Origin of the sequence: Ligilactobacillus sp. 110_WCHN, from assembly GCF_030518115.1 — a bacterium.
Lineage (GTDB): Bacteria > Bacillota > Bacilli > Lactobacillales > Lactobacillaceae > Ligilactobacillus > Ligilactobacillus aviarius_C.
The window spans coordinates 18,405-37,420 of the sequence record NZ_JAULLI010000010.1 but is presented as its reverse complement, the minus strand read 5'-3'; the positions used below and the strand labels follow the sequence as shown (position 1 = coordinate 37,420).

General features: G+C 42.7%; 19 protein-coding genes. All 19 read right to left on the bottom strand.

All coding sequences use genetic code 11. The features are described 5' to 3' along the window. Window positions 1-4: 4 nt before the first annotated feature. On the bottom strand, window positions 5-733 hold the full coding sequence (fabG, locus tag Q3C15_RS04910) for a 3-oxoacyl-ACP reductase FabG (protein WP_302704469.1): 729 nt from the start codon (window positions 731-733) through the stop codon (window positions 5-7). Continuing rightward, window positions 724-1,686, bottom strand: a complete 963-nt coding sequence (locus Q3C15_RS04905; RefSeq protein WP_302704467.1) for an ACP S-malonyltransferase — start codon at window positions 1,684-1,686, stop codon at window positions 724-726. The genes fabG and Q3C15_RS04905 overlap by 10 nt, the downstream gene beginning before the upstream one ends. Window positions 1,687-1,695: 9 nt before the next feature. Continuing rightward, complete coding sequence (locus Q3C15_RS04900; protein WP_204778943.1) at window positions 1,696-1,938, bottom strand: acyl carrier protein; 243 nt, start codon at window positions 1,936-1,938, stop codon at window positions 1,696-1,698. Window positions 1,939-1,961: 23 nt separating this feature from the next. Next, complete coding sequence (locus tag Q3C15_RS04895) at window positions 1,962-2,936, bottom strand: beta-ketoacyl-ACP synthase III (protein ID WP_283573513.1); 975 nt, start codon at window positions 2,934-2,936, stop codon at window positions 1,962-1,964. A 15-nt stretch (window positions 2,937-2,951) separates the two neighbouring features. Further along, window positions 2,952-3,395 carry a MarR family winged helix-turn-helix transcriptional regulator gene (locus Q3C15_RS04890; RefSeq protein WP_057827635.1) on the bottom strand — a complete coding sequence of 148 codons (444 nt, stop codon included), beginning with the start codon at window positions 3,393-3,395 and terminating at the stop codon, window positions 2,952-2,954. 73 nt (window positions 3,396-3,468) lie between these two features. Next, window positions 3,469-3,921, bottom strand: coding sequence for a 3-hydroxyacyl-ACP dehydratase FabZ (gene fabZ / locus Q3C15_RS04885; RefSeq protein WP_064208093.1), 453 nt, complete (start codon window positions 3,919-3,921; stop codon window positions 3,469-3,471). Window positions 3,922-4,211: 290 nt separating this feature from the next. Next, entirely contained in the window at window positions 4,212-4,709 is a 498-nt protein-coding gene (gene tpx, locus Q3C15_RS04880) for a thiol peroxidase (RefSeq protein WP_204778945.1), read from the bottom strand. 52 nt (window positions 4,710-4,761) lie between these two features. Next, complete coding sequence (gene yajC, locus Q3C15_RS04875) at window positions 4,762-5,133, bottom strand: preprotein translocase subunit YajC (protein ID WP_283579706.1); 372 nt, start codon at window positions 5,131-5,133, stop codon at window positions 4,762-4,764. Window positions 5,134-5,214: 81 nt separating this feature from the next. Further along, window positions 5,215-6,360, bottom strand: coding sequence for a tRNA guanosine(34) transglycosylase Tgt (gene tgt, locus Q3C15_RS04870; RefSeq protein ID WP_302704463.1), 1,146 nt, complete (start codon window positions 6,358-6,360; stop codon window positions 5,215-5,217). A 12-nt stretch (window positions 6,361-6,372) separates the two neighbouring features. Then, window positions 6,373-7,419: a tRNA preQ1(34) S-adenosylmethionine ribosyltransferase-isomerase QueA gene (gene queA, locus Q3C15_RS04865; protein ID WP_064208089.1), complete on the bottom strand. Its 1,047-nt coding sequence runs from the start codon at window positions 7,417-7,419 to the stop codon at window positions 6,373-6,375. 17 nt (window positions 7,420-7,436) lie between these two features. Continuing rightward, window positions 7,437-8,447: a Holliday junction branch migration DNA helicase RuvB gene (ruvB, locus tag Q3C15_RS04860; protein WP_283573517.1), complete on the bottom strand. Its 1,011-nt coding sequence runs from the start codon at window positions 8,445-8,447 to the stop codon at window positions 7,437-7,439. Window positions 8,448-8,484: 37 nt separating this feature from the next. Next, on the bottom strand, window positions 8,485-9,090 hold the full coding sequence (ruvA, locus tag Q3C15_RS04855; RefSeq protein ID WP_302704461.1) for a Holliday junction branch migration protein RuvA: 606 nt from the start codon (window positions 9,088-9,090) through the stop codon (window positions 8,485-8,487). Window position 9,091: 1 nt separating this feature from the next. Then, the gene (mutL, locus tag Q3C15_RS04850; protein ID WP_302704460.1) at window positions 9,092-11,110 is read right to left on the bottom strand and encodes a DNA mismatch repair endonuclease MutL; all 2,019 of its coding nucleotides are present in this window, start codon (window positions 11,108-11,110) and stop codon (window positions 9,092-9,094) included. Then, complete coding sequence (gene mutS, locus Q3C15_RS04845; RefSeq protein ID WP_302704459.1) at window positions 11,110-13,755, bottom strand: DNA mismatch repair protein MutS; 2,646 nt, start codon at window positions 13,753-13,755, stop codon at window positions 11,110-11,112. Before mutS ends, mutL begins: the two co-directional genes overlap by 1 nt. 107 nt (window positions 13,756-13,862) lie before the next feature. After that, window positions 13,863-15,428, bottom strand: a complete 1,566-nt coding sequence (gene rny / locus Q3C15_RS04840; protein WP_302704451.1) for a ribonuclease Y — start codon at window positions 15,426-15,428, stop codon at window positions 13,863-13,865. Window positions 15,429-15,633: 205 nt separating this feature from the next. Continuing rightward, window positions 15,634-16,704 (bottom strand): recombinase RecA, encoded by a 1,071-nt coding sequence (gene recA / locus Q3C15_RS04835; RefSeq protein WP_057827624.1) that lies wholly within the window; start codon window positions 16,702-16,704, stop codon window positions 15,634-15,636. 51 nt (window positions 16,705-16,755) lie between these two features. After that, on the bottom strand, window positions 16,756-17,241 hold the full coding sequence (locus Q3C15_RS04830) for a CinA family protein (protein ID WP_302704436.1): 486 nt from the start codon (window positions 17,239-17,241) through the stop codon (window positions 16,756-16,758). 97 nt (window positions 17,242-17,338) lie between these two features. After that, window positions 17,339-17,935: a CDP-diacylglycerol--glycerol-3-phosphate 3-phosphatidyltransferase gene (pgsA, locus tag Q3C15_RS04825; RefSeq protein ID WP_302704430.1), complete on the bottom strand. Its 597-nt coding sequence runs from the start codon at window positions 17,933-17,935 to the stop codon at window positions 17,339-17,341. 20 nt (window positions 17,936-17,955) lie between these two features. After that, window positions 17,956-18,984, bottom strand: coding sequence for a helix-turn-helix domain-containing protein (locus Q3C15_RS04820; RefSeq protein WP_368045393.1), 1,029 nt, complete (start codon window positions 18,982-18,984; stop codon window positions 17,956-17,958). Window positions 18,985-19,016: the final 32 nt, after the last annotated feature.

Here is a 19,016-nt window from a genome sequence, read left to right as displayed (position 1 = left end):
TCCCTTACATTGCCATTCCGCCGTCAACGTTAATTACTTCACCGGTCAAATAATCATTTTGAGCAAGGAAAAGTGCCGTTTGCGCAACTTCTTCTGCTGTTCCTAACCGTTTAAGCGGAATTCGTTCCTTAATTTCTTTTTGCCGTTTTTCATCAATTGCGGCGGTCATTGAACTGGCGATCATTCCCGGAGCGATTGCATTACACCGCACTCCCCGTAATGCACCTTCCTGAGCGACCGCCTTTGTAAAGCCGATCACTCCAGCTTTACTTGCCGCATAGTTGGCCTGCCCGATATTTCCGTGTTCGCCAACAACGCTTGCCATGTTGATGATGACGCCCGTTCGGCGTTTCAACATCCGTTTAAAAAGCGGCTGGGTTACCCGAAACGTTCCAATCAAATTTGTATTCACAACGTCGTCGAAGTCTTTTTCCCGCATGCCAATCATCAGCTTATCCCGGTTGATTCCAGCATTGTTGACTAAAACATCAACGTTGATTTGATGATCATCAAGTTGGTGGACCATTTCCTCAATGTCGCGCGGACTTGAAATATCCGCTTGAATAAACCACACTTGGACACCAAGGTCCTTAATCTGTTGAATCAATTCTGTTGGTTCATGGCGGGCATTTAAAATTACGTTTGCTCTATGCTCAGCAAACTTAACCGCAATGGCGGCTCCCAGTCCGCGTGATGAACCCGTTACTAAAACATTCTTCCCCGTTAGATCCATTCCTTTTCTCCCGCTTTCTCAATAAATCGTTGATAGTTTCGGTAATTTGTGATGCGTTCCCGTTGCAGTTGCGGATCAACTTGACGCGCAAACGATGATAAGGCTTTGCCCGCCCCAATTTCAAGGGTCGCATTAACCTGATTTTCATCGATCATTCGCCGCAAACAGTCACCAAAGTGGGTTGGCCGCACAACTTGATCAACCAATGTTTTTGCAATTGAATCCGGCTCAAAGTTCTTTCCAGTCGTATTACTTAACACACATTTCGAATTGGCAACAAAGTCATCTGCATGAATCACCCGTGCCAATTCATGATGCGTGCCAGTATACAACGGTGTATGAAACGCGCCTTCGACTCGCAGTTCAATCACCTTGGCTGCCAACTGCTGGTCCTGAATCGTCTTGGCAACTTGGCGGGTCGCCGCTGTGTTGCCGCCAATCACAATTTGATGCGGTGAGTTGTAATTTGCAATTTGGACAACTTGATCCGGTGAACAATGTTGCTGACAAATCGTTAGAATTTGAACAACATCTTGCGGATCAACGATTGCATACATTTTTCCTTCAGCAGCTTGGCTATCCCGCTCCATTGCAAGTGCACGGGCTTTTAAAATCCGCATTCCAGTTTGAAAAGGCAGCTTTCCGCTAGCGATTAACGCTGAATATTCACCAAGCGATAAACCAACGCTGGCCCGAATATCAATTTGCGGCAGATCATGCTGCAACATCGCATAAAAGCCAAGACTGACCGCAACCAATGCCGGCTGAACGTTGCGCGTAAGGTCAAGTTCCCCGTTTTCATTCCGCAACACCTTTAGCAGATCCATTTGCAATTCCTGACTGCTAGCATCGATTACCTGTCGAAACACATTACTTTGCTCGTAGCAATCAAGGCCCATCCCCGTTTTTTGTGCGCCCTGACCGCTAAATAAAATTCCCCATTGAAGTGTCATCTGAATTTCCTATTTATTATCAAGTTGTTTCTTAACGTACTTAACAACGTCATCGATCGTTGCAACATCTTCATCTGATTCCAATTTGATATCAAATGCATCTTCAAGTTCATTCATGATTTCAAAGAAATCTAAACTGTCAGCATCCAAATCGTCCTTGATGTTTGATGTCAACTTGATATCATCTTGATCAACTTCTAATTGGTCTGCTGCAATTTCACGTACTTTTTCAAAAATTTGTTCTTCTGTCATTGTTCATTTCTCCCTTGTTCTTGTTATAATTTGATAATTTGACTGCCGATTGTCAGGCCGCCACCGAAACCGGACAATACAATTGTTTGTCCAGCATGTAATTCTCCATTCTCATTCATCTCCGCTAAGAGAAGCGGAACGCTTGCTGCCGAGGTGTTTCCGTAACGTTCCATGTTATTCGGAAACTTCGTGAGCGGTTGTTTTAGTTTTTTGGCAATCGACTTAATGATCCGGATATTTGCCTGGTGCAGGATAAAGTAATCAACGTCATCAAGTGAAACGTGATTGTAATCACATACCCGCTCAATTGAATTCGGAACTTCCGTCGTTGCAAATTTATAAACCGCCCGGCCGTCCATCTTAAACGGATGGAAAGTCGTGAATTTAGCAGGCGGAAATTCGCCGATTGGATTGGTTTCACCGGCAACTAACCGATCACCAAGATCGCCAAATGTTTTCAAATCGGTGCCTGCAAAGGCTTCAACATTGTCATTGGCTTCAAGCAAAGCCCCGGCAGCGCCATCGCCGAAAAGCACAGCGGATGTCCGGTCCGTCCAATCAACTTCCTTTGAAAGGACTTCGCCGCCAATGACGATTGCATACTTAAAATCACTCATCCGCATCATCTTTTGCGCAATTTCCATCCCGTAGATGAATCCTGAACACGCTGCTGAAATATCAAACGCTACCGCATTCGGAGCTTTGATCTGTCCCTGAACCAGCGCTGCCGTTGACGGCGTACATGCATCCGGTGACATGGTCGCAACAATGATCAAGCCAATTTCATCAACTGAAATTTGGGCTTTGGCAATCAGCTGCTGCGCCACTTTGGTACATAAAACCGATGTATTTTCATTTAAACTTATTCTACGTTCCCTGATTCCGGTCCGCGTGCTGATCCATTCGTCAGATGTATCCATGATCTGACTTAGATCATCATTTGAAACCGTGTATGCTGGTGCGTATCCAGCAATTTGATTGATTTTTACCTTTTTCACAATTCAGCCTTCCCATTAATCAGAGTGAGCCTCCAAAAATGCCTCTAAATTGCGAATCGCCTTTTCAATCGTTTTAACTTCCTCCGGATCAAGATCCTTGAGGAAGCTGCGAACCATCTGCCGGTGAAAGGCATCGTGGGCGCGGTAAACAAGGCGGCCCTTTTTAGTTAACCCTAACCGAATGATTCGCCGATCATCTTCGCCCCGAATCCGCCGAACATACCCTTTCTTTACTAACCGGTCAACCGTTGTCGTCAAGGTTCCCGGAGTTAAATGCAACTTTCGGGCAACTTCCGATGCTGTTTGATGATCATACATTGTGATCGCGATAATCGCGTGAATTTCCTTAATGCTTAAATCATTAAAACTGCTTTTGCGAAGTTCATTTTCTTCGATCCACACAATATCGGCATAAACTCTTTTCATCGCTTCATCGATGTATTTTTCTCGCTCATTCATTCTATTCTCACCTTATCATTTGCTATTCAAATATTTTGTCTATCAAAATAATATCAAAAAATAAGGCATTTCGCTATTTTGCTTGCTGTTCATCCTTTAAAGAAACAATAAACATTAATTCTGCCGAACACGCAACTTTACCGTCAACCCGGGCTTTCGCATTCACGATTCCGATGTTGCCCCGTTGCTTTGTAATTTCGACTTCAATTTTCAACACATCTCCTGGGCGAACCATCCGTTTGAATTTTGCCTTTTGGACTCCACCAAGGTATGCCGTTTTATTTCGAAACTCCTTTGATTTTAAAATCAGGATCGATGCAATTTGCGCCATCGTTTCGATAATTAAAACTCCCGGCATCACTGGATTCCCAGGAAAATGACCGCGAAAATAAGATTCATTGATCGTCACGTTTTTCGTTGCAGCGATCCGCTTCCCCGGCTCAAGTTCATCAACGTAGTCGACATAGCAAATCGGAAACCGGTTTGGAATGATCTCCATGATTTCTTGAGCATCCATGACTTTCATAAAATCACCCCTTGATTTATTTCGAATATCAAAATATTCGATGTACAAACCATACTTCATAAAAAAAGCACTGTCAAGCAAAGGAAAGTAGCCAAATAAACAAATTTATTAATTTATTTAACTTTCTTAACAAAAAGAACCAGATACTTTGATGGTTCAAAGTATCCGGTTCAAAAGCGTCCTGATTACTAATTAATCTTTTAACTTTCAAATTTTTAATAGTTAGTTACCTTATTGTTAAGTAAGTATAAACTAATTTTTAAAAATGTAAATTTCTTTTGAAAATCAAATTAATTTTGCTGGTTTTTGAGAAATTCCAAAACTTGATCATAATTTGGTTCATGACTTAATTCTTCAACTAATTCACGATAAATAATCTTTCCATTGGGATCAACGACCCAAACACTGCGGGCATCAATGCCGGCATCTTTGATCCATAATCCCATCTTTTCACCAAAATCATGCTCACGATCTGATAACATCTGCATTTGACTGACATCCGATAACGCACACCACTTTTGCTGCTCATCAGTTGAATTCGTTGAAATTGTGTAAAAATCGATGTTTTGGTAATTACCAACTTCATCATTAAATTTTCGCGTTGATAAGCTGCATACCGGAGTATTAATATTGGGAACAACGCTGATGAACGTCACCCGGTTGATCAGCTCATCTTCAGTCACTGTTTGCCCTGCTCGATTTTGAACTTGAAATACTGGAAGCTGGTCGCCAACTTGAAGTGGCGTTCCATTAGTTTCCAAAACGGTTCCTTTCTTGGTAAATTGCATCATTATTCCTCCAATCAAAAAGGCTGGACTCTCATCCAACCTTTTTTAATAATTATTTTGTTTCTTTATCTTCAGCTTGTGAATCTGCCTTTTCTTCTTTAGCAGGTTCAGCTGCTTTTTCTTCCTTGGCAGCTGGTTGGGCTGGTTGTGCAGCCGGTGCACTTTGAACGTTTCCAATTGCGTTCAAACTGAATGTCAAGAAAATGCCATCGCAATCAAGCGTTACGGTCTTGTTTGCCTTGTCGATGCTGTCGATCACACCGTGCAAGCCGCCGCGCGTAACAACATGATCACCCTTCTTCAAGTTGTTGATCATGTTTTGCCATTGTTGCTGTTGCTTCTTTTGTGGACGAATCATCATGAAGTACATCAATCCGAATAAGACGACGATCATGATAATTGAGTAAAGTCCTCCGCCTTTCATCTTTGTCACTCCTTAAATTATCGTTACAGGTAACACTGTATCAAAAAAATTGCTTAGTTACTAGCAAAATCGAACAAAATCCTAGAAATTCTTAGGATTTTTAACATTTAATCCGTATTGGTCAAAGAAATCTTCCCGGAATTCAAGTAAATTATCATCTAAAATTGCCTGCCGAATCTTTTGCATCAAGTGCGTCAAGAAGTACAGGTTATGATAACTTGTTAAACGAATTCCCATCGTTTCGTTGACTTTTAACAAATGCCGGACATAGGCCCGCGTATAGTTCCGGCATGCATAACAATCGCACTGGTCATCGATCGGGCCAAAATCGTGCTCATACTGGGCATTTTTGACAACTAAACGACCATGCGAAGTCATACATGTTCCATTCCGCGCGATCCGGGTCGGCAAAACACAGTCAAACATGTCCACTCCGCGAATAACGCCATCGATCAACGCATCCGGTGAGCCAACGCCCATTAAGTACCGCGGTTTATTTTCCGGCAATAATGGTGTCGTAAAGTCCAGAACGTGGTTCATTTCCGCCTTCGATTCCCCAACCGACAAGCCGCCGATCGAGTACCCCGGAAAGTCCATTGCGACCAGATCGCGGGCGCTTTGTTGCCGTAAATCTTTGTGACCGCCGCCTTGAACGATTCCGAATAAAGCTTGGGCCTCCGGATTTTGGTGCGCCTTTAATCCTCTTTCAGCCCACCGACTGGTCCGTTCAACGGATTTTTTAATGTAGTCGTAACTTTCAAAAAACGGTGGACATTCATCAAAGCTCATCATGATATCGGCACCCAGCGCGTTTTCAATGTGGATCGCCTTTTCAGGTGAAAGAAACATTTGGTGACCATTCAGGTGGTTCTTGAAATGAACCCCTTCTTCGGTAATATTCCGCAATTCAGCCAATGAAAAGACTTGGAAACCACCCGAATCCGTTAAGATTCCCTTGTGCCAATTCATAAATTTGTGCAAGCCGCCTGCTTCCCGGACAAGGTCCTCACCAGGCCGCAACCACAAGTGATAGGTGTTTGACAAAATGATGTCGGCACCTAATTCATCCAGTTCTTCCGGTGACATCGCTTTAACCGTTGCTTGGGTCCCAACCGGCATAAAAATCGGGGTTGGAAAGGTTCCGTGCGGCGTAATGATTTCACCAAGCCGTGCGCCAGTATGTTTTTCTTTTTTAATTAACCGGTATTTGATTGCTGGTTCGCTCATAGATCCTCCTAATTATTTGTGAATAAACATTGCATCGCCGAAACTGAAGAAACGGTATTTTTCTTGAACAGCGTGCTTGTATGCATTCAAAATGTTTTCCCGGCCAGTAAAAGCAGCAACCAACATTACCAACGTTGATTTTGGTAAGTGGAAGTTTGTAATGAAAGCATCAACGACTTGCCACTTGTAACCTGGCTTGATGAAGATATCTGTCCAGCCGCTATCAGCCTTTAATTCACCGTTAAATTTGGTTCCAATCGTTTCCAATGTCCGAATTGAAGTTGTTCCGGTTGCAACGATCCGACCGCCGTTTTTGCGGACTTCATTCAATGTGTCCGCTGCTTCTTGCGACATGCTGTAAAATTCACTGTGCATTTTATGATCGTCAATGTTTTCTTCGTTAACTGGCCGGAACGTTCCCAATCCGACGTGTAACGTTAAGTAAACTAACTTAACGCCCTTTTCTTCAACCTTTTTCAACAGTTCCTTTGTCCAGTGGAAACCGGCCGTTGGCGCAGCTGCTGAACCGATTTCCTTTGAGTAAACTGTTTGGTACATTTCAGGATCATCAAGTTTTTCTTTAATATATGGCGGAAGCGGCATTTCACCTAACTTATCAAGAATTTCCATGAAAATTCCGTCATATTCAAATTTGATCATCCGGCCACCGTGTTCAAGTTCTTTGGTAACCGTGGCCGTCAATTCACCGTTTCCAAAAACGATCTTCGTACCGACCTTTGCGCGCCGGGCAGGTTTAACTAACGTTTCCCAATTATCGCCTTCAGTATTGTTTAATAGCAAGACTTCAAGGTGACCACCGGTATCTGGCTTAACGCCGTAAATTCGAGCAGGCATTACCCGGGAGTCGTTCATAACAACCGCATCGCCTGGATTTAAGTAGTCGATAATGTCATAGAAATAATCATCCTTGTATTCGCCGGTCTTAGCATTCAAAACCAGCATCCGGGCTTCGTCCCGTTCCTTTAATGGAGTTTGGGCAATTAATTCATGGGGTAAATCATAATCAAAATCTTCTGTCTTTAATGGTTTATCTGTCATTTTAAATTTCACCTTTCCTATTTTTCTGTGTGTGCTAATCCTAAATGCTGATAGGCAGCGTCTGTTACCACTCTACCACGCGGCGTCCGCTTTATAAAGCCGATTTGGAGCAAATACGGTTCGATTACATCTTCAATCGTGTCCGTTTCCTCACCAACATTGGCGGCAATCGTCGATAAACCGACCGGGCCGCCGTTATAAAGCAAAATCATTGTCCGCAAAAGTTTGCGGTCGTTATCATCCAAGCCTTTTTCATCGACCCGTAACAGTTTAAGCGCATAATCAACGATTTCCTTATCAATCGTTTCCTTTTGCGAAACTTGTGAAAAGTCTCGCACCCGTTTTAATAAGCGGTTCGCGATTCGAGGAGTTCCCCGCGAACGCCGGGCAATTTCATGGGCTCCCTGGTCATCGATCTGCGTATCAAAAACTTCAGCGGAACGTTTAACGATCGCGGTCAATTCCGCTTCCGTATAGTAGCTCATATGTCCCAGAATTCCGAACCGGGCCCGCAACGGTGCTGAAAGCATTCCTGCTCGGGTGGTTGCGCCAATCAATGTAAATGGCGGCAACGGAAAGTGGACGGGATGCGCCGTCGTATCCTGGCCCACAATGATATCGATGTAAAAATCTTCCATTGCCGAATACAAAATTTCTTCAACGTTTTTCGGCAACCGGTGAATTTCATCGATGAATAAAACATCGCCCGGTTCAAGCTCATTTAAAATTGCAACCAGATCCCCCGGCTTTTCGATTGCCGGCCCCGTGGTTGTCTTAATGTTAACTTGCAACTCATTGGCAATTACCGTTGCCAGCGTTGTCTTTCCTAATCCTGGCGGGCCGTACAACAAAACATGGTCAAGGGACTCTTCCCGTTGCTTGGCCGCCTGAATATAGACCGCAATCTCATCTTTGATCTTGGTTTGCCCGATATACTGATTTAAAAATTGCGGCCGTAAACTTAACTGCCCAAATTCGTCATTCGCATCAAGCGCTTCTCCCGAAATAATCCGGTCATCGTCTGCCATCGGTCTGCTCCTTTCTATTCATAATTCAATCAATCAGTCATTTCTTCAAAACCAATTTCAACGCGGCACTCAAGTAAGCATCCGTTGAGTCGGCCTGAAAATCTTTAAGTTTTTTGCTGACTTTTTTAACTTCCGTTTTAGTATAACCAAGGCTTAACATTGCTTCAAGCGCCTCTTTGAGGTATGATTGTTCGTTATCAAAATCAAGGGCCAGATTTTGTTGGTCAACCATTGGTGTCGGCGTTTCAATGTCATCCATTTTACCCTTCAAATCAAGGATAATTTGCTTGGCCGTCTTCTTTCCGATACTTGGAAACTTTGTCAGATAGGCTTCGTCATCTGCATTGATTGCCGCAACAAAACCACCCTGATCATTCGTTGCCAAAATCGCAAGTGCACTTTTCGGCCCGATTCCGGAAACGCTAATCAGTTTCAAAAACAGTTGCTTTTCAGCAAGGTCGTAAAAGCCGTATAACGTCACGTCATTTTCCCGAACTGCTTGATAGACATATACCTTTTGGGTGGTATTTTCTTCGTACCGGAATGGGTTGGCCACCTGCAACTGATAACCGATTCCGTTGACCTCAACCACAATGTAATGCGGATTGATGGCCGTAATTTTTCCAATTAAATATTCGTACATGTTAATCTCCTGCGTTTTTTGTTTCCCGTAATGAACGGTGTGAATCTTGGATCCGTTTAAACATCCGTTCCAAATCTTGATTACTGAATTTAACCACCGTTGGCCGCCCGTGCGGACAATTAAATGGATTTTCACATTCCTTTAACTGCTGTAACAGTGAAAATGCCTGTTGCCGTTCCAAATGGTGGTTTGCTTTGATCGATTGCTTACAACTGATCATGATCGCGGTTGCCTCCCGAAATTTAGCAACTGTCAATTGCGGATCAGCTAAACATTCTTCAATTAAGTTCCGAATCGTTTCTTCCTCTTTTCCAGCTGGGATCCACGCTGGATGTTCATGAACAATATAGGTGTTTTGCCCGAAATCTTCGAGGTTAATTCCCAATTGCGCTAACTTATCGCGATTTTGTTCAACCTTCAGCGCATCGCTGACCGAGTACGTTAAAACAAGCGGAACAAGCATTTTCTGTTCTGCCGGGTTGTCATTCTCGATTTCTTCCCGATAAAACTCATATTTGACACGTTCCTGCGCAGCATGCTGATCGAGTAGATAAAACCCATCATCCGCTTCAGCAAGCAAATAGGTTCCATGCAACTGCCCGATATACTTCAAATCTGGAAAACGCCGTGGCAACGGTTCACTAACCTTTTCTGTTGCCTGCTCTTCATGAATCTCAAATGAAGGATTTGGTTGTTCAGCCGCCGATTGAAAGTGATACTTTTGGTCCCATTGCTGAACCGCCGAACTCTTCAAATCATTTCGGGTCGCAATCATTACCGGATGAGTAATCGTTTGCGGTTTAAACGGTTCATTATTCGCTACCGGTTCTGTCGTTGAATCCGCTGATTGCTTTTCATTTTTAGAAGTTGGCAACGGCTTTTCACCTAAAAGTGCCGCTAAAACTTCTTGCTGCTTTTCAACGTGATGCTGGTGTTCAACGGCTTGCGGATTCAATCCAATATCAAATTGTTCTGCTTTTTTCACCTTTGATTGATGCGAATTTAAATTGCCAACTGCACTTGGAATCAAATTTTGCTGGCCGATTCGATTAGCAACACTTGTCGTGATCAAGCCCGCCAGTTGATTTTCCTTACTGATTCGAACTTCCTGCTTGGTTGGATGAACATTAACGTCTACCAGTAACGGGTCGAGTTGAATTGCTAACACGGCGATTGGATAGCGACCAACCATTAATTTGGAGCCGTACCCTTTAATAATTGCTTTTGAAAGCTGATTATTTTTAATGTACCGGCCATTCAATAAAATACTGATATAATTTTTCGACGCCCGGGTCAATTTAGGAAGCGAAACCAATCCGCTAACCTGAAAGTCACGGTCTTCACCCGCCAAATCGATCATTTGATGCGCGTTTTTTACCCCGTAAATCGCACTAATCACCTGAACCAGATTTCCATTACCAGAAGTCCGGAGCAGGGTCCGCCCGTTATTTGATAGTGAAAATGCCACTTCCGGGTGACTCATCGCAAGGTGATCGACCCAGTCAGTGATCGCTGCTAATTCCGTTTGCGGCGAACTTAAGTACTTTAAACGAGCCGGAGTGTTATAGAACAACTGGTTGACGGTGATGCGGGTCCCTTGCCGGCCGGCGTATGGTTGCTGGGCAATCCGCTTTCCGCCTTTAAAATGAATCATTGACCCGATTGAGGCATCCTGCGGCATGGTTTCTAAAATCACATCTGCAATTGATGCAATACTTGGAAGCGCCTCTCCCCGAAAGCCAAGGGTGCGGACGCGAAACAGATCATCCCGACTGGTAATTTTGCTGGTTGCATGCCGCTGAAAGGCAATTTGAACATCATCGGCTGCAATTCCAATTCCGTTATCAATTACCTGAATCGACTTCAAGCCGGCATCTTCGACTAAAATATCAATGCGCGTACTTTGCGCATCAATTGAGTTTTCAGTTAATTCCTTTACAACCGATGCGGGCCGTTCGATCACCTCACCCGCCGCAATTTGGTCAGCAAGAACTTCCGGCAATTCATGGATTTTTCCCATTATTTTCGCTTACCTTTCTTTGTTAATCGTTGCTGCCACTCAAAAACCTTGTTCATTACTTCTAACGGCGTTAATGACATTAAATTCGTCGTCTTGATATCTTCAAGCAATTCGTTTTCCTGCGAATCAAGTTTAACCGTTTCTGGTTGGAAAAGTGAAAGCTGTTCGTCAACTTGGCTTGCTGATGATTCGTTCTCTTTGATCACCGGTGTTACTTGAGGTCCTTCATTAGTCTCTTCATGATGCGTAACCTTCTTTGAATCATTTTCCAACCGTTTCAAAATCACATCTGCCCGCTGCAACAGTGAATCCGGCATGCCTGCTAGTTTAGCAACGTGAATCCCGTACGACTTATCAGCCGGTCCAGGTTGCATTTTGTGCAAGAAAATCAACTCACCGTTCTTTTCAACTGCTCCAACGTGGACATTCGTGAGATGTTTCAATTTCTTATCAAGAACCGTTAATTCATGATAGTGCGTTGAAAACAGCGTCTTCGCATGGACATGGTCATGAATAAATTCAATAATTGCTTGTGCAAGGGCCATTCCATCATACGTTGCGGTTCCGCGGCCGATTTCGTCAAAAAGAATCAGACTATTCTCGCTTGCGTTTTCAAGCGCTTCATTGGCTTCTTTCATTTCCACCATAAACGTTGATTCTCCGGAAATTAAATCATCAGCAGCCCCGATCCGGGTAAAAATCTGGTCAAAAATCGGCATCCGCGCCTGCGTTGCCGGAACAAAGCACCCGATTTGCGCCATAATAACCGTTAATGCCAGTTGCCGCATATAAGTACTCTTTCCTGACATGTTTGGCCCGGTAATCAGTAAAATTGTTTGGTCATCATCCATTTTGATGTCATTTGGAACGTAGCTTTGACGTCCCATAACTTCTTCAACGACCGGGTGCCATCCGTCCTTGATTTCAAGCGAATGGCCTTGCGTTGTTAATTCTGGTTTTACAAATTGATGATTTTCGCTCACAACCGCAAAACCTTGCAACACGTCCAATTTAGCTAAGGCGTGGGCAAGTTTTTGAATGCGTTTGATCTGGTCTTTGATTTGCTCCCGAACATCGACAAAGAGTTTGTATTGCAAATCATACGCTTTACTTTCTGAACCAAGAATCAGTGATTCCTTTTCCTTTAATTCAGGTGTAATAAACCGTTCGGCGTTAACAAGGGTCTGCTTGCGTTGATAACGATCTTGAGGGACTTTATTAGCATTTCCCTTTGAAACCTCAATGTAGTACCCGAAAACCTTGTTAAAACCGATCTTTAAGTTATGAATTCCGGTCTTTTCACGTTCCTGTTCTTCAAGATCAGCAAGCCACTGCTTCCCGTTTTTCATCGCATCAACGTACTGATCAAGTTCATCGTTATAGCCTTCACGGATCAAATTTCCATCTGTCACTGAAATTGGCGGATCATCAACAATTGCCTGTTCAATTAAATCAGCCACTTCTTCAACCGGGTCAAGTTCAGCAAGCAAATCATTATAAATTCCATCCGTATTTAATTGCGAAAGCAGATACCGAATTTGGGGAACGTGGGATAATGAAGTTTTTAATTGAATCAAATCCCGGCCGTTCGCACTGCCAAACGCAATCTTCCCGGCCAACCGTTCCAAATCATAAACATTTGTTAATTCATCTTGTAGATTATTCCGTTCAAAGAAATTGTCCATCAAGTTTTGAACGATTCCTTGCCGTTGTTCAATTTCATCCTTTGACAACAACGGGCGCGATAGCCATTGTTTTAACAACCGGCCCCCCATCGCCGTTTTGGTTGCATCCAGAATCCAGAGCAACGTCCCGGATTTTTTCCCGGTCCGCGAATTTTGCAAAAGTTCCAAGTTCCGTTTGGCAAACCGGTCCAGTTTCAAATATGCTGACGGTTCATAGTGAATTGCCCGTTGAAGGTGTGCAAGGGCCCGCTTCTGCGTCACGTTCAAATACATCAACAGGTGTTTAACAACTTGAACTTCAAGGTCCGATGTTAGATCCTGCACCGCATATGAAAATTCTGCTTTTTCTTCATATGAATTCTGGGTTGAAATTAAAATTTTCAGCTTCTTGATTACAGCTAAAATACCCTGGTTTACAGAATCATCAACCACAATTTCCTTTGTCCGTAAACTGGTTAATTCGTTGACCAATGCATCCGGCGATTGCAGTTCCGTAACTTTCAATTCACCAGTCGAAAGGTCGGCGTAAGCAAAGCCCATTTTACCGTTCTGGTCTTGGTGAAGAGCGGTTAAATAGTTATTTTCCTTCGCATCGCCGGCGGATTCATCCATTAACGTCCCCGGCGTAACCAACTGGATAACTTCCCGCTTAACCATTCCTTTGGCCTGCTTCGGGTCTTCCATCTGTTCACAAATGGCGACCTTATAGCCTTTATCAACCAAAATATCGATATAGTTTTGAACGGCATGGTGCGGAACACCACACATTGGAACGGGATTTTTTGAACTATGATTGCGTTGAGTCAGGGTCAGTTCAAGCAGCTGGGATCCCTTAACTGCATCATCATAAAACATTTCATAAAAGTCGCCTAAGCGGTAAAACAAAAAAGCATCCGGATATTGCTTTTTGATTGCCAGGTACTGTTCCATCATCGGGGTTGGCTTGATTTTTTGGGCCACGCTTCTCATTCCTTCCTTATGGTTTGCTTTTCTTATTTTAACATTTTTCAATTATCAACGGTTTTAAATTCGATAATAAAAAAGGTCGGAGAAAATCCAACCTCTTTTTATCTTGCATATTCTGTCGCACGCGTTTCCCGGATAACCGTAACTTTGATGTGTCCCGGATATTCAAGTTCATTTTCGATCTTATCTTTAATGTCACGTGCCAATACTGTTGCTTGCAAATCATTGATCTTTTCCGGTTTAACAATTACGCGAACTTCACGTCCTGCTTGAATTGCATAACTCTTACTTACACCGTCAAATTCATTTGAAATACTTTCAAGTTTCTCTAACCGGTGAAGGTAATTTTCTAATGATTCGCTCCGTGCTCCTGGGCGAGCAGCTGAAATCGAGTCTGCAGCAGCAACTAAAACTGCAATTACTGACTTCGGTTCAACATCACCGTGGTGCGATGCAATCGTATTTACAACCACATCATTTTCGTGATATTTCTTCGCCAATTCAACCCCAATTTCAACGTGTGAACCGTCAATCTCATGATCAACAGCTTTCCCAATATCGTGTAATAATCCTGCGCGTTTCGCTAATGTAACATCTTCTCCTAATTCAGCAGCTAAAACTCCAGCTATCTTGGCAACTTCAATTGAGTGGGTCAATACATTCTGACCATAACTTGTCCGGTAATTTAACCGACCAACCGTCTTGATCAAATCAGGGTGCATTGAATTCAAGCCCAAATCAAAAATCGTTTCTTCCCCGATCTCACGAATTTTAGTATCCATCTCACGGGTAGCCTTATCAACCATTTCTTCAATTCGAGCGGGATGAATTCGTCCATCCTGAATCAATTTTTCAAGCGCGATTTTAGCGATTTCTCTTCGAACAGGGTCAAATCCGCTCAATAAAACTGTATCTGGAGTATCATCAATAATCAGGTCAATTCCGGTCAACGTTTCAAACGTCCGGACATTCCGGCCTTCTTTACCAATGATCCGCCCTTTCATGTCATTATTAGGTAATGTTACAACTGATACCGTTGATTCAGAAACCGTATCAGCCGCACTGCGCTCGATTGCCTGAGCGATTAAATCTTTAGCTGTTTGTTCAGCGCGAGCTTTTGCTTCATCTTCGCTTTCCTTAATCATCTGACCAAGTTCATAAGTCAGGCTTGCCTTGGTTTCCTTCATGATTTGGTCTTTTGCTTGTTCGGTCGTTAATGAAGCAACTTCTTCTAACTTATCGTGTTGTTGTTGAACAAGTTCTGTTACTTTTTGACGTTGATGATCAATTTTTTGTTGATCAGCATTTAACTGATCCTCTTTCTTATCAAGAGATTGTTCGCGTTTTTCAAGTAAAGAATCCTTCCGGTCAAGGTTTTCTTCACGTTGAATCATTCGATTCTCTTGCTTTTGAACTTCATTGCGCCGTTCACGAAGTTCCTTTTCAACTTCAGAACGGTAACGATGGCTTTCTTCTTTCGCTTCCAGAATTGCTTCCTTTTTCTTTGCAGCCGCTTCTTTGCAAGCATGCTTTACAATTCCTTCAGCTGTTCGGCTAGCCTCGTTCAAACTGGTTTCATAAAGCTTGATTCGACGTTTATCTCCCAAGATAAAACCAATAATCAAAGTCAAAACAGCGACGGCGAGGATTACAATGATCTCCATCATAGTTAATACCTCCGCATCGTCTCAAAAATGCGGCTTTTAAACCGCATTTTTAATTTTTTAAATTAAATATACTTATTACACATACGTACTTATTTTAGTTGTTGCGCCCGAAAAATGTCAACATAAATAGTCGGCATTTTTAGAAATAATAAAAAATATATAATAAGAGACTGTGACATTTCAGTCCCAGTCTCTTTCAGCAATCTTATTTCTTCTTTGAATCCTTCTCAGGTTCCTTTGCTTGATCATCAAGTTTTAAATCAAGTTGCTTTTGTTCTTCTTCAGTTGCAATCCCGTATGCTTTCCGAACTTTCAAGGTAACTTCCTTCATCATTTCAGGATGTTCCTTCAAATACCGTTTAACGTTTTCACGTCCTTGGCCAATTCGGTCTTCACCATATGAGAACCATGAGCCGCTCTTCTTGATAATGTCCTTTTCAACCGCCATATCAAGCAATTCACCGGTCTTCGAGATTCCTTCGCCATACATAATGTCAACTTCAGCTTGCTTAAATGGCGGAGCAACCTTATTCTTCACAACTTTGATTCGAACCCGGTTACCAATTACATCGGAACCGTCTTTGATTTGTTCAGCCCGCCGAACATCTAACCGAATCGTTGAATAGAATTTCAATGCCCGGCCACCAGGAGTTGTTTCTGGGTTACCAAACATTACGCCGACTTTTTCACGAATCTGGTTGATAAATAACGCGATTGTTTTGGTCTTATTGATCGTTCCTGAAAGTTTCCGCAATGCTTGTGACATTAACCGGGCCTGCAAACCAACGTGGGCATCGCCCATTTCGCCTTCAATTTCAGCACGCGGAACTAATGCAGCAACTGAGTCGACAACAACGATATCGATTGCGCCAGATGAAACCAACGCATCGGCAATTTCCAAACCTTCTTCACCCGTATCTGGTTGTGAAAGCAATAAATCATCAATATTAACCCCTAATGCAGAAGCATATGCCGGGTCAAGGGCGTTTTCAGCATCAATGTATGCAGCTGTGCCCCCGTTTTTCTGAACTTCAGCAACGGCGTGCAATGCAACCGTTGTTTTCCCTGAACTTTCAGGTCCATAAATTTCAACGATCCGGCCTCGCGGATATCCGCCGACTCCAAGAGCTTCATCAAGGGCAAGTGAACCCGTTGGAACCGTTGAAATTTGCGTATCGGCCTTTTCACCCATCCGCATAATGGAACCCTTCCCAAAGTTTTTTTCAATTTTCTTTAACGCATTATCCAATGCTGCTTGTCTATCGTTATTAGCCACGCCTTTTCCTCCTGTATCATTTCTCGTCGAATTTATTATACCAAAGATTAGTCAAAGATGCGAACAAACGTTTGATTTATTTTCAAAACTTTGCTGAACAAGTTCAAATGCCTTGTTAAATACCTTATCCTCGACATTTTGTGTTCGATAAAACGGAATCGAACATGACCGTTCATGCCCTGCCTGATCAACGATTGCGATCCAAATAGTATGTTGCACTGAATTCCGGGTAACCGCGATCGCATAGTCTGTGCGCAGAACCGCTTTTGCTTGCCGGGCCATCCAAATCGTTGTTTCTTCGCTTTGCGATCCATTCGCATTTAAAATTTGATATGGGATATCAAACATCGCATTCTTTGCGTCATCGGTGGGCGCAACAAATAATCCTGCAAAACTTGCTTCCCGGTCGATTAAATCCGTCGCAAAATTTGTTAAAAAATCAGTTGCAAATACAATCGTCTGGTTTTGAGCAGTTAACTTTTCCATTACGGTTTGAATCAATTTTGATTGATTCGTTTGATGCACATCTGACCCCATATAAATCCTCCTCACTTAATAGATACGAAATTAAAGTTATTTTTAGACAAAACAGAGGCTAGAAAATTCCCTAGCCTCTCCACCTTTATTTTTCAAATTATTCTTTATCTTTTCCAAATGAATCAGCAAATACATGCCGTGCATTGTAAAAATATTCGACCCCTGAATAGATCGTAAAGAACAAACAAATGTATAAAAGAACTTGTCCAATCGGGAAGTGAATATTTGCAAAGAAAACATTGTTTAAAAAGAGAAAAATAATTGAAAACATCTGCGATGCTGTCTTAATTTTCCCTGGCATCTTTGCGGCCATTACTTCACCATTATTTTCAACAACGATCAACCGTAATCCGGTAACCGCTAACTCACGGCAGACAATAATTGCGGCAACCCATGCCGGAACTTTTCCCATTTGAACCAGGATAATAAACGCGGTCATTACCAGCATCTTATCTGCTAACGGGTCGGCAAACTTGCCAAAGTTTGTTACTAAGTGCTTCCGCCGCGCAATCTGGCCATCAACAAAGTCCGTGATCGATGCCCCTGCAAAAATAATTGCTCCGATTAAGCTTGTTTTCGGAATTGCTGTTCCTGCAAGAACAATGTTGCCCCAATGTAATGGCAACAGCAAAACAAACATAAATAATGGAATTAATAAAATTCGAATAACTGTTAATTTATTAGGTAAATTCAACTCTCTCACCTCAACTAAAATTACCGGGTAACGGTTTGATAATTATTTGTCCGGCCGTTATTTTGTTGATAACGTTGTTGCTGGTTTGTTTGATAACCATTTTGATTATTAACCGTTTGCCCTTGTCCTTGAGTTTGAGCAGCCGTTTGGGTTGGGGTTTGGGTTTGGGACTGGGTTTCGGCATTGGTTGAACTTGAACCGTTTGTAAAGTTCAAGACTAATTTCCGCACAGTTAATGATGAATTCTGAGCAAGGAAGTTCAACTTGTGACCATTGATTTTAACCGTTGAAGCATTTGAATTTCCAATGCTCAAAACAACACGGCTTGTCCCAGCTGGAACTTGAATTTCCTTCGTTGTTCCTGATTGAAGGGTTCCTTGCCAACTTTGAGCACCGCCAACGTAAACTGCATCCCATGATGAACCGCCAGTCGCCCCAAGTTCAATTGTGCTTTGACTCGGTGCGTTTTCAACGTTATACGTAAACGTTGAGCCTGCCGAAGCGACATTGACGATCTTTTGTTCCTTCTTCGATGTTGATGAAGATTCGCTCTTCTTCTTGGCTGGCTTCTTTACATCAGTTGAAACTGCAACCTTGGTATTGGTTTGTTCAATTTGTTGATTTTTAGCCTTTTCATGGTTTCCCCATGCAACGGCATAAATTGTCCCTAAAATTGCAACCACTACCACGACGATAATGATCGTTGGAAGGTATTTAGAAATTTTTGCGCTTAAACTGTTGTCTTGCGGCCGGGTCAATTCTTCCCGCTTTTGAACCCGCGAAGTTGTTTCTGCTTGTTCTTCAGGCGAAGCCGGCATTCCAAGTTCTTGGTCTAATTCTTGAATGATCTCGTTGGGATTTAAACCAACCGTTTCTGCATATTGCCGGGCAAATGCCTTCACATAAAACTTTCCCGGAAGAGCATCATAATTGCCTTCTTCAATCGCAATTAAATAACGCTTTTGAATTTTAGTTGTTTGTTGCAAATCATCAAGGGTCAATCCCTTGGCAATTCTTGCGTCTTTTAATTTTTGACCAACACTAGCCATTAAAAATCCACATCTTTCTTATTTAATCTCAA

What these genes read in the sequence shown, in the direction of transcription:
- Q3C15_RS04820 (WP_368045393.1), bottom strand. Translation starts at nt 18,984, where the DNA reads ATGGCTAGTGTTGGTCAAAAATTAAAAGACGCAAGAATTGCCAAGGGA.
- Q3C15_RS04830 (WP_302704436.1), bottom strand. Translation starts at nt 17,241, where the DNA reads ATGGGGTCAGATGTGCATCAAACGAATCAATCAAAATTGATTCAAACC.
- queA (WP_064208089.1), bottom strand. Translation starts at nt 7,419, where the DNA reads ATGACAGATAAACCATTAAAGACAGAAGATTTTGATTATGATTTACCC.
- Q3C15_RS04890 (WP_057827635.1), bottom strand. Translation starts at nt 3,395, where the DNA reads ATGAATGAGCGAGAAAAATACATCGATGAAGCGATGAAAAGAGTTTAT.
- yajC (WP_283579706.1), bottom strand. Translation starts at nt 5,133, where the DNA reads ATGAAAGGCGGAGGACTTTACTCAATTATCATGATCGTCGTCTTATTC.
- Q3C15_RS04900 (WP_204778943.1), bottom strand. Translation starts at nt 1,938, where the DNA reads ATGACAGAAGAACAAATTTTTGAAAAAGTACGTGAAATTGCAGCAGAC.
- tgt (WP_302704463.1), bottom strand. Translation starts at nt 6,360, where the DNA reads ATGAGCGAACCAGCAATCAAATACCGGTTAATTAAAAAAGAAAAACAT.
- Q3C15_RS04905 (WP_302704467.1), bottom strand. Translation starts at nt 1,686, where the DNA reads ATGACACTTCAATGGGGAATTTTATTTAGCGGTCAGGGCGCACAAAAA.
- ruvA (WP_302704461.1), bottom strand. Translation starts at nt 9,090, where the DNA reads ATGTACGAATATTTAATTGGAAAAATTACGGCCATCAATCCGCATTAC.
- tpx (WP_204778945.1), bottom strand. Translation starts at nt 4,709, where the DNA reads ATGCAATTTACCAAGAAAGGAACCGTTTTGGAAACTAATGGAACGCCA.
- rny (WP_302704451.1), bottom strand. Translation starts at nt 15,428, where the DNA reads ATGATGGAGATCATTGTAATCCTCGCCGTCGCTGTTTTGACTTTGATT.
- fabG (WP_302704469.1), bottom strand. Translation starts at nt 733, where the DNA reads ATGGATCTAACGGGGAAGAATGTTTTAGTAACGGGTTCATCACGCGGA.
- mutL (WP_302704460.1), bottom strand. Translation starts at nt 11,110, where the DNA reads ATGGGAAAAATCCATGAATTGCCGGAAGTTCTTGCTGACCAAATTGCG.
- fabZ (WP_064208093.1), bottom strand. Translation starts at nt 3,921, where the DNA reads ATGAAAGTCATGGATGCTCAAGAAATCATGGAGATCATTCCAAACCGG.
- ruvB (WP_283573517.1), bottom strand. Translation starts at nt 8,447, where the DNA reads ATGGCAGACGATGACCGGATTATTTCGGGAGAAGCGCTTGATGCGAAT.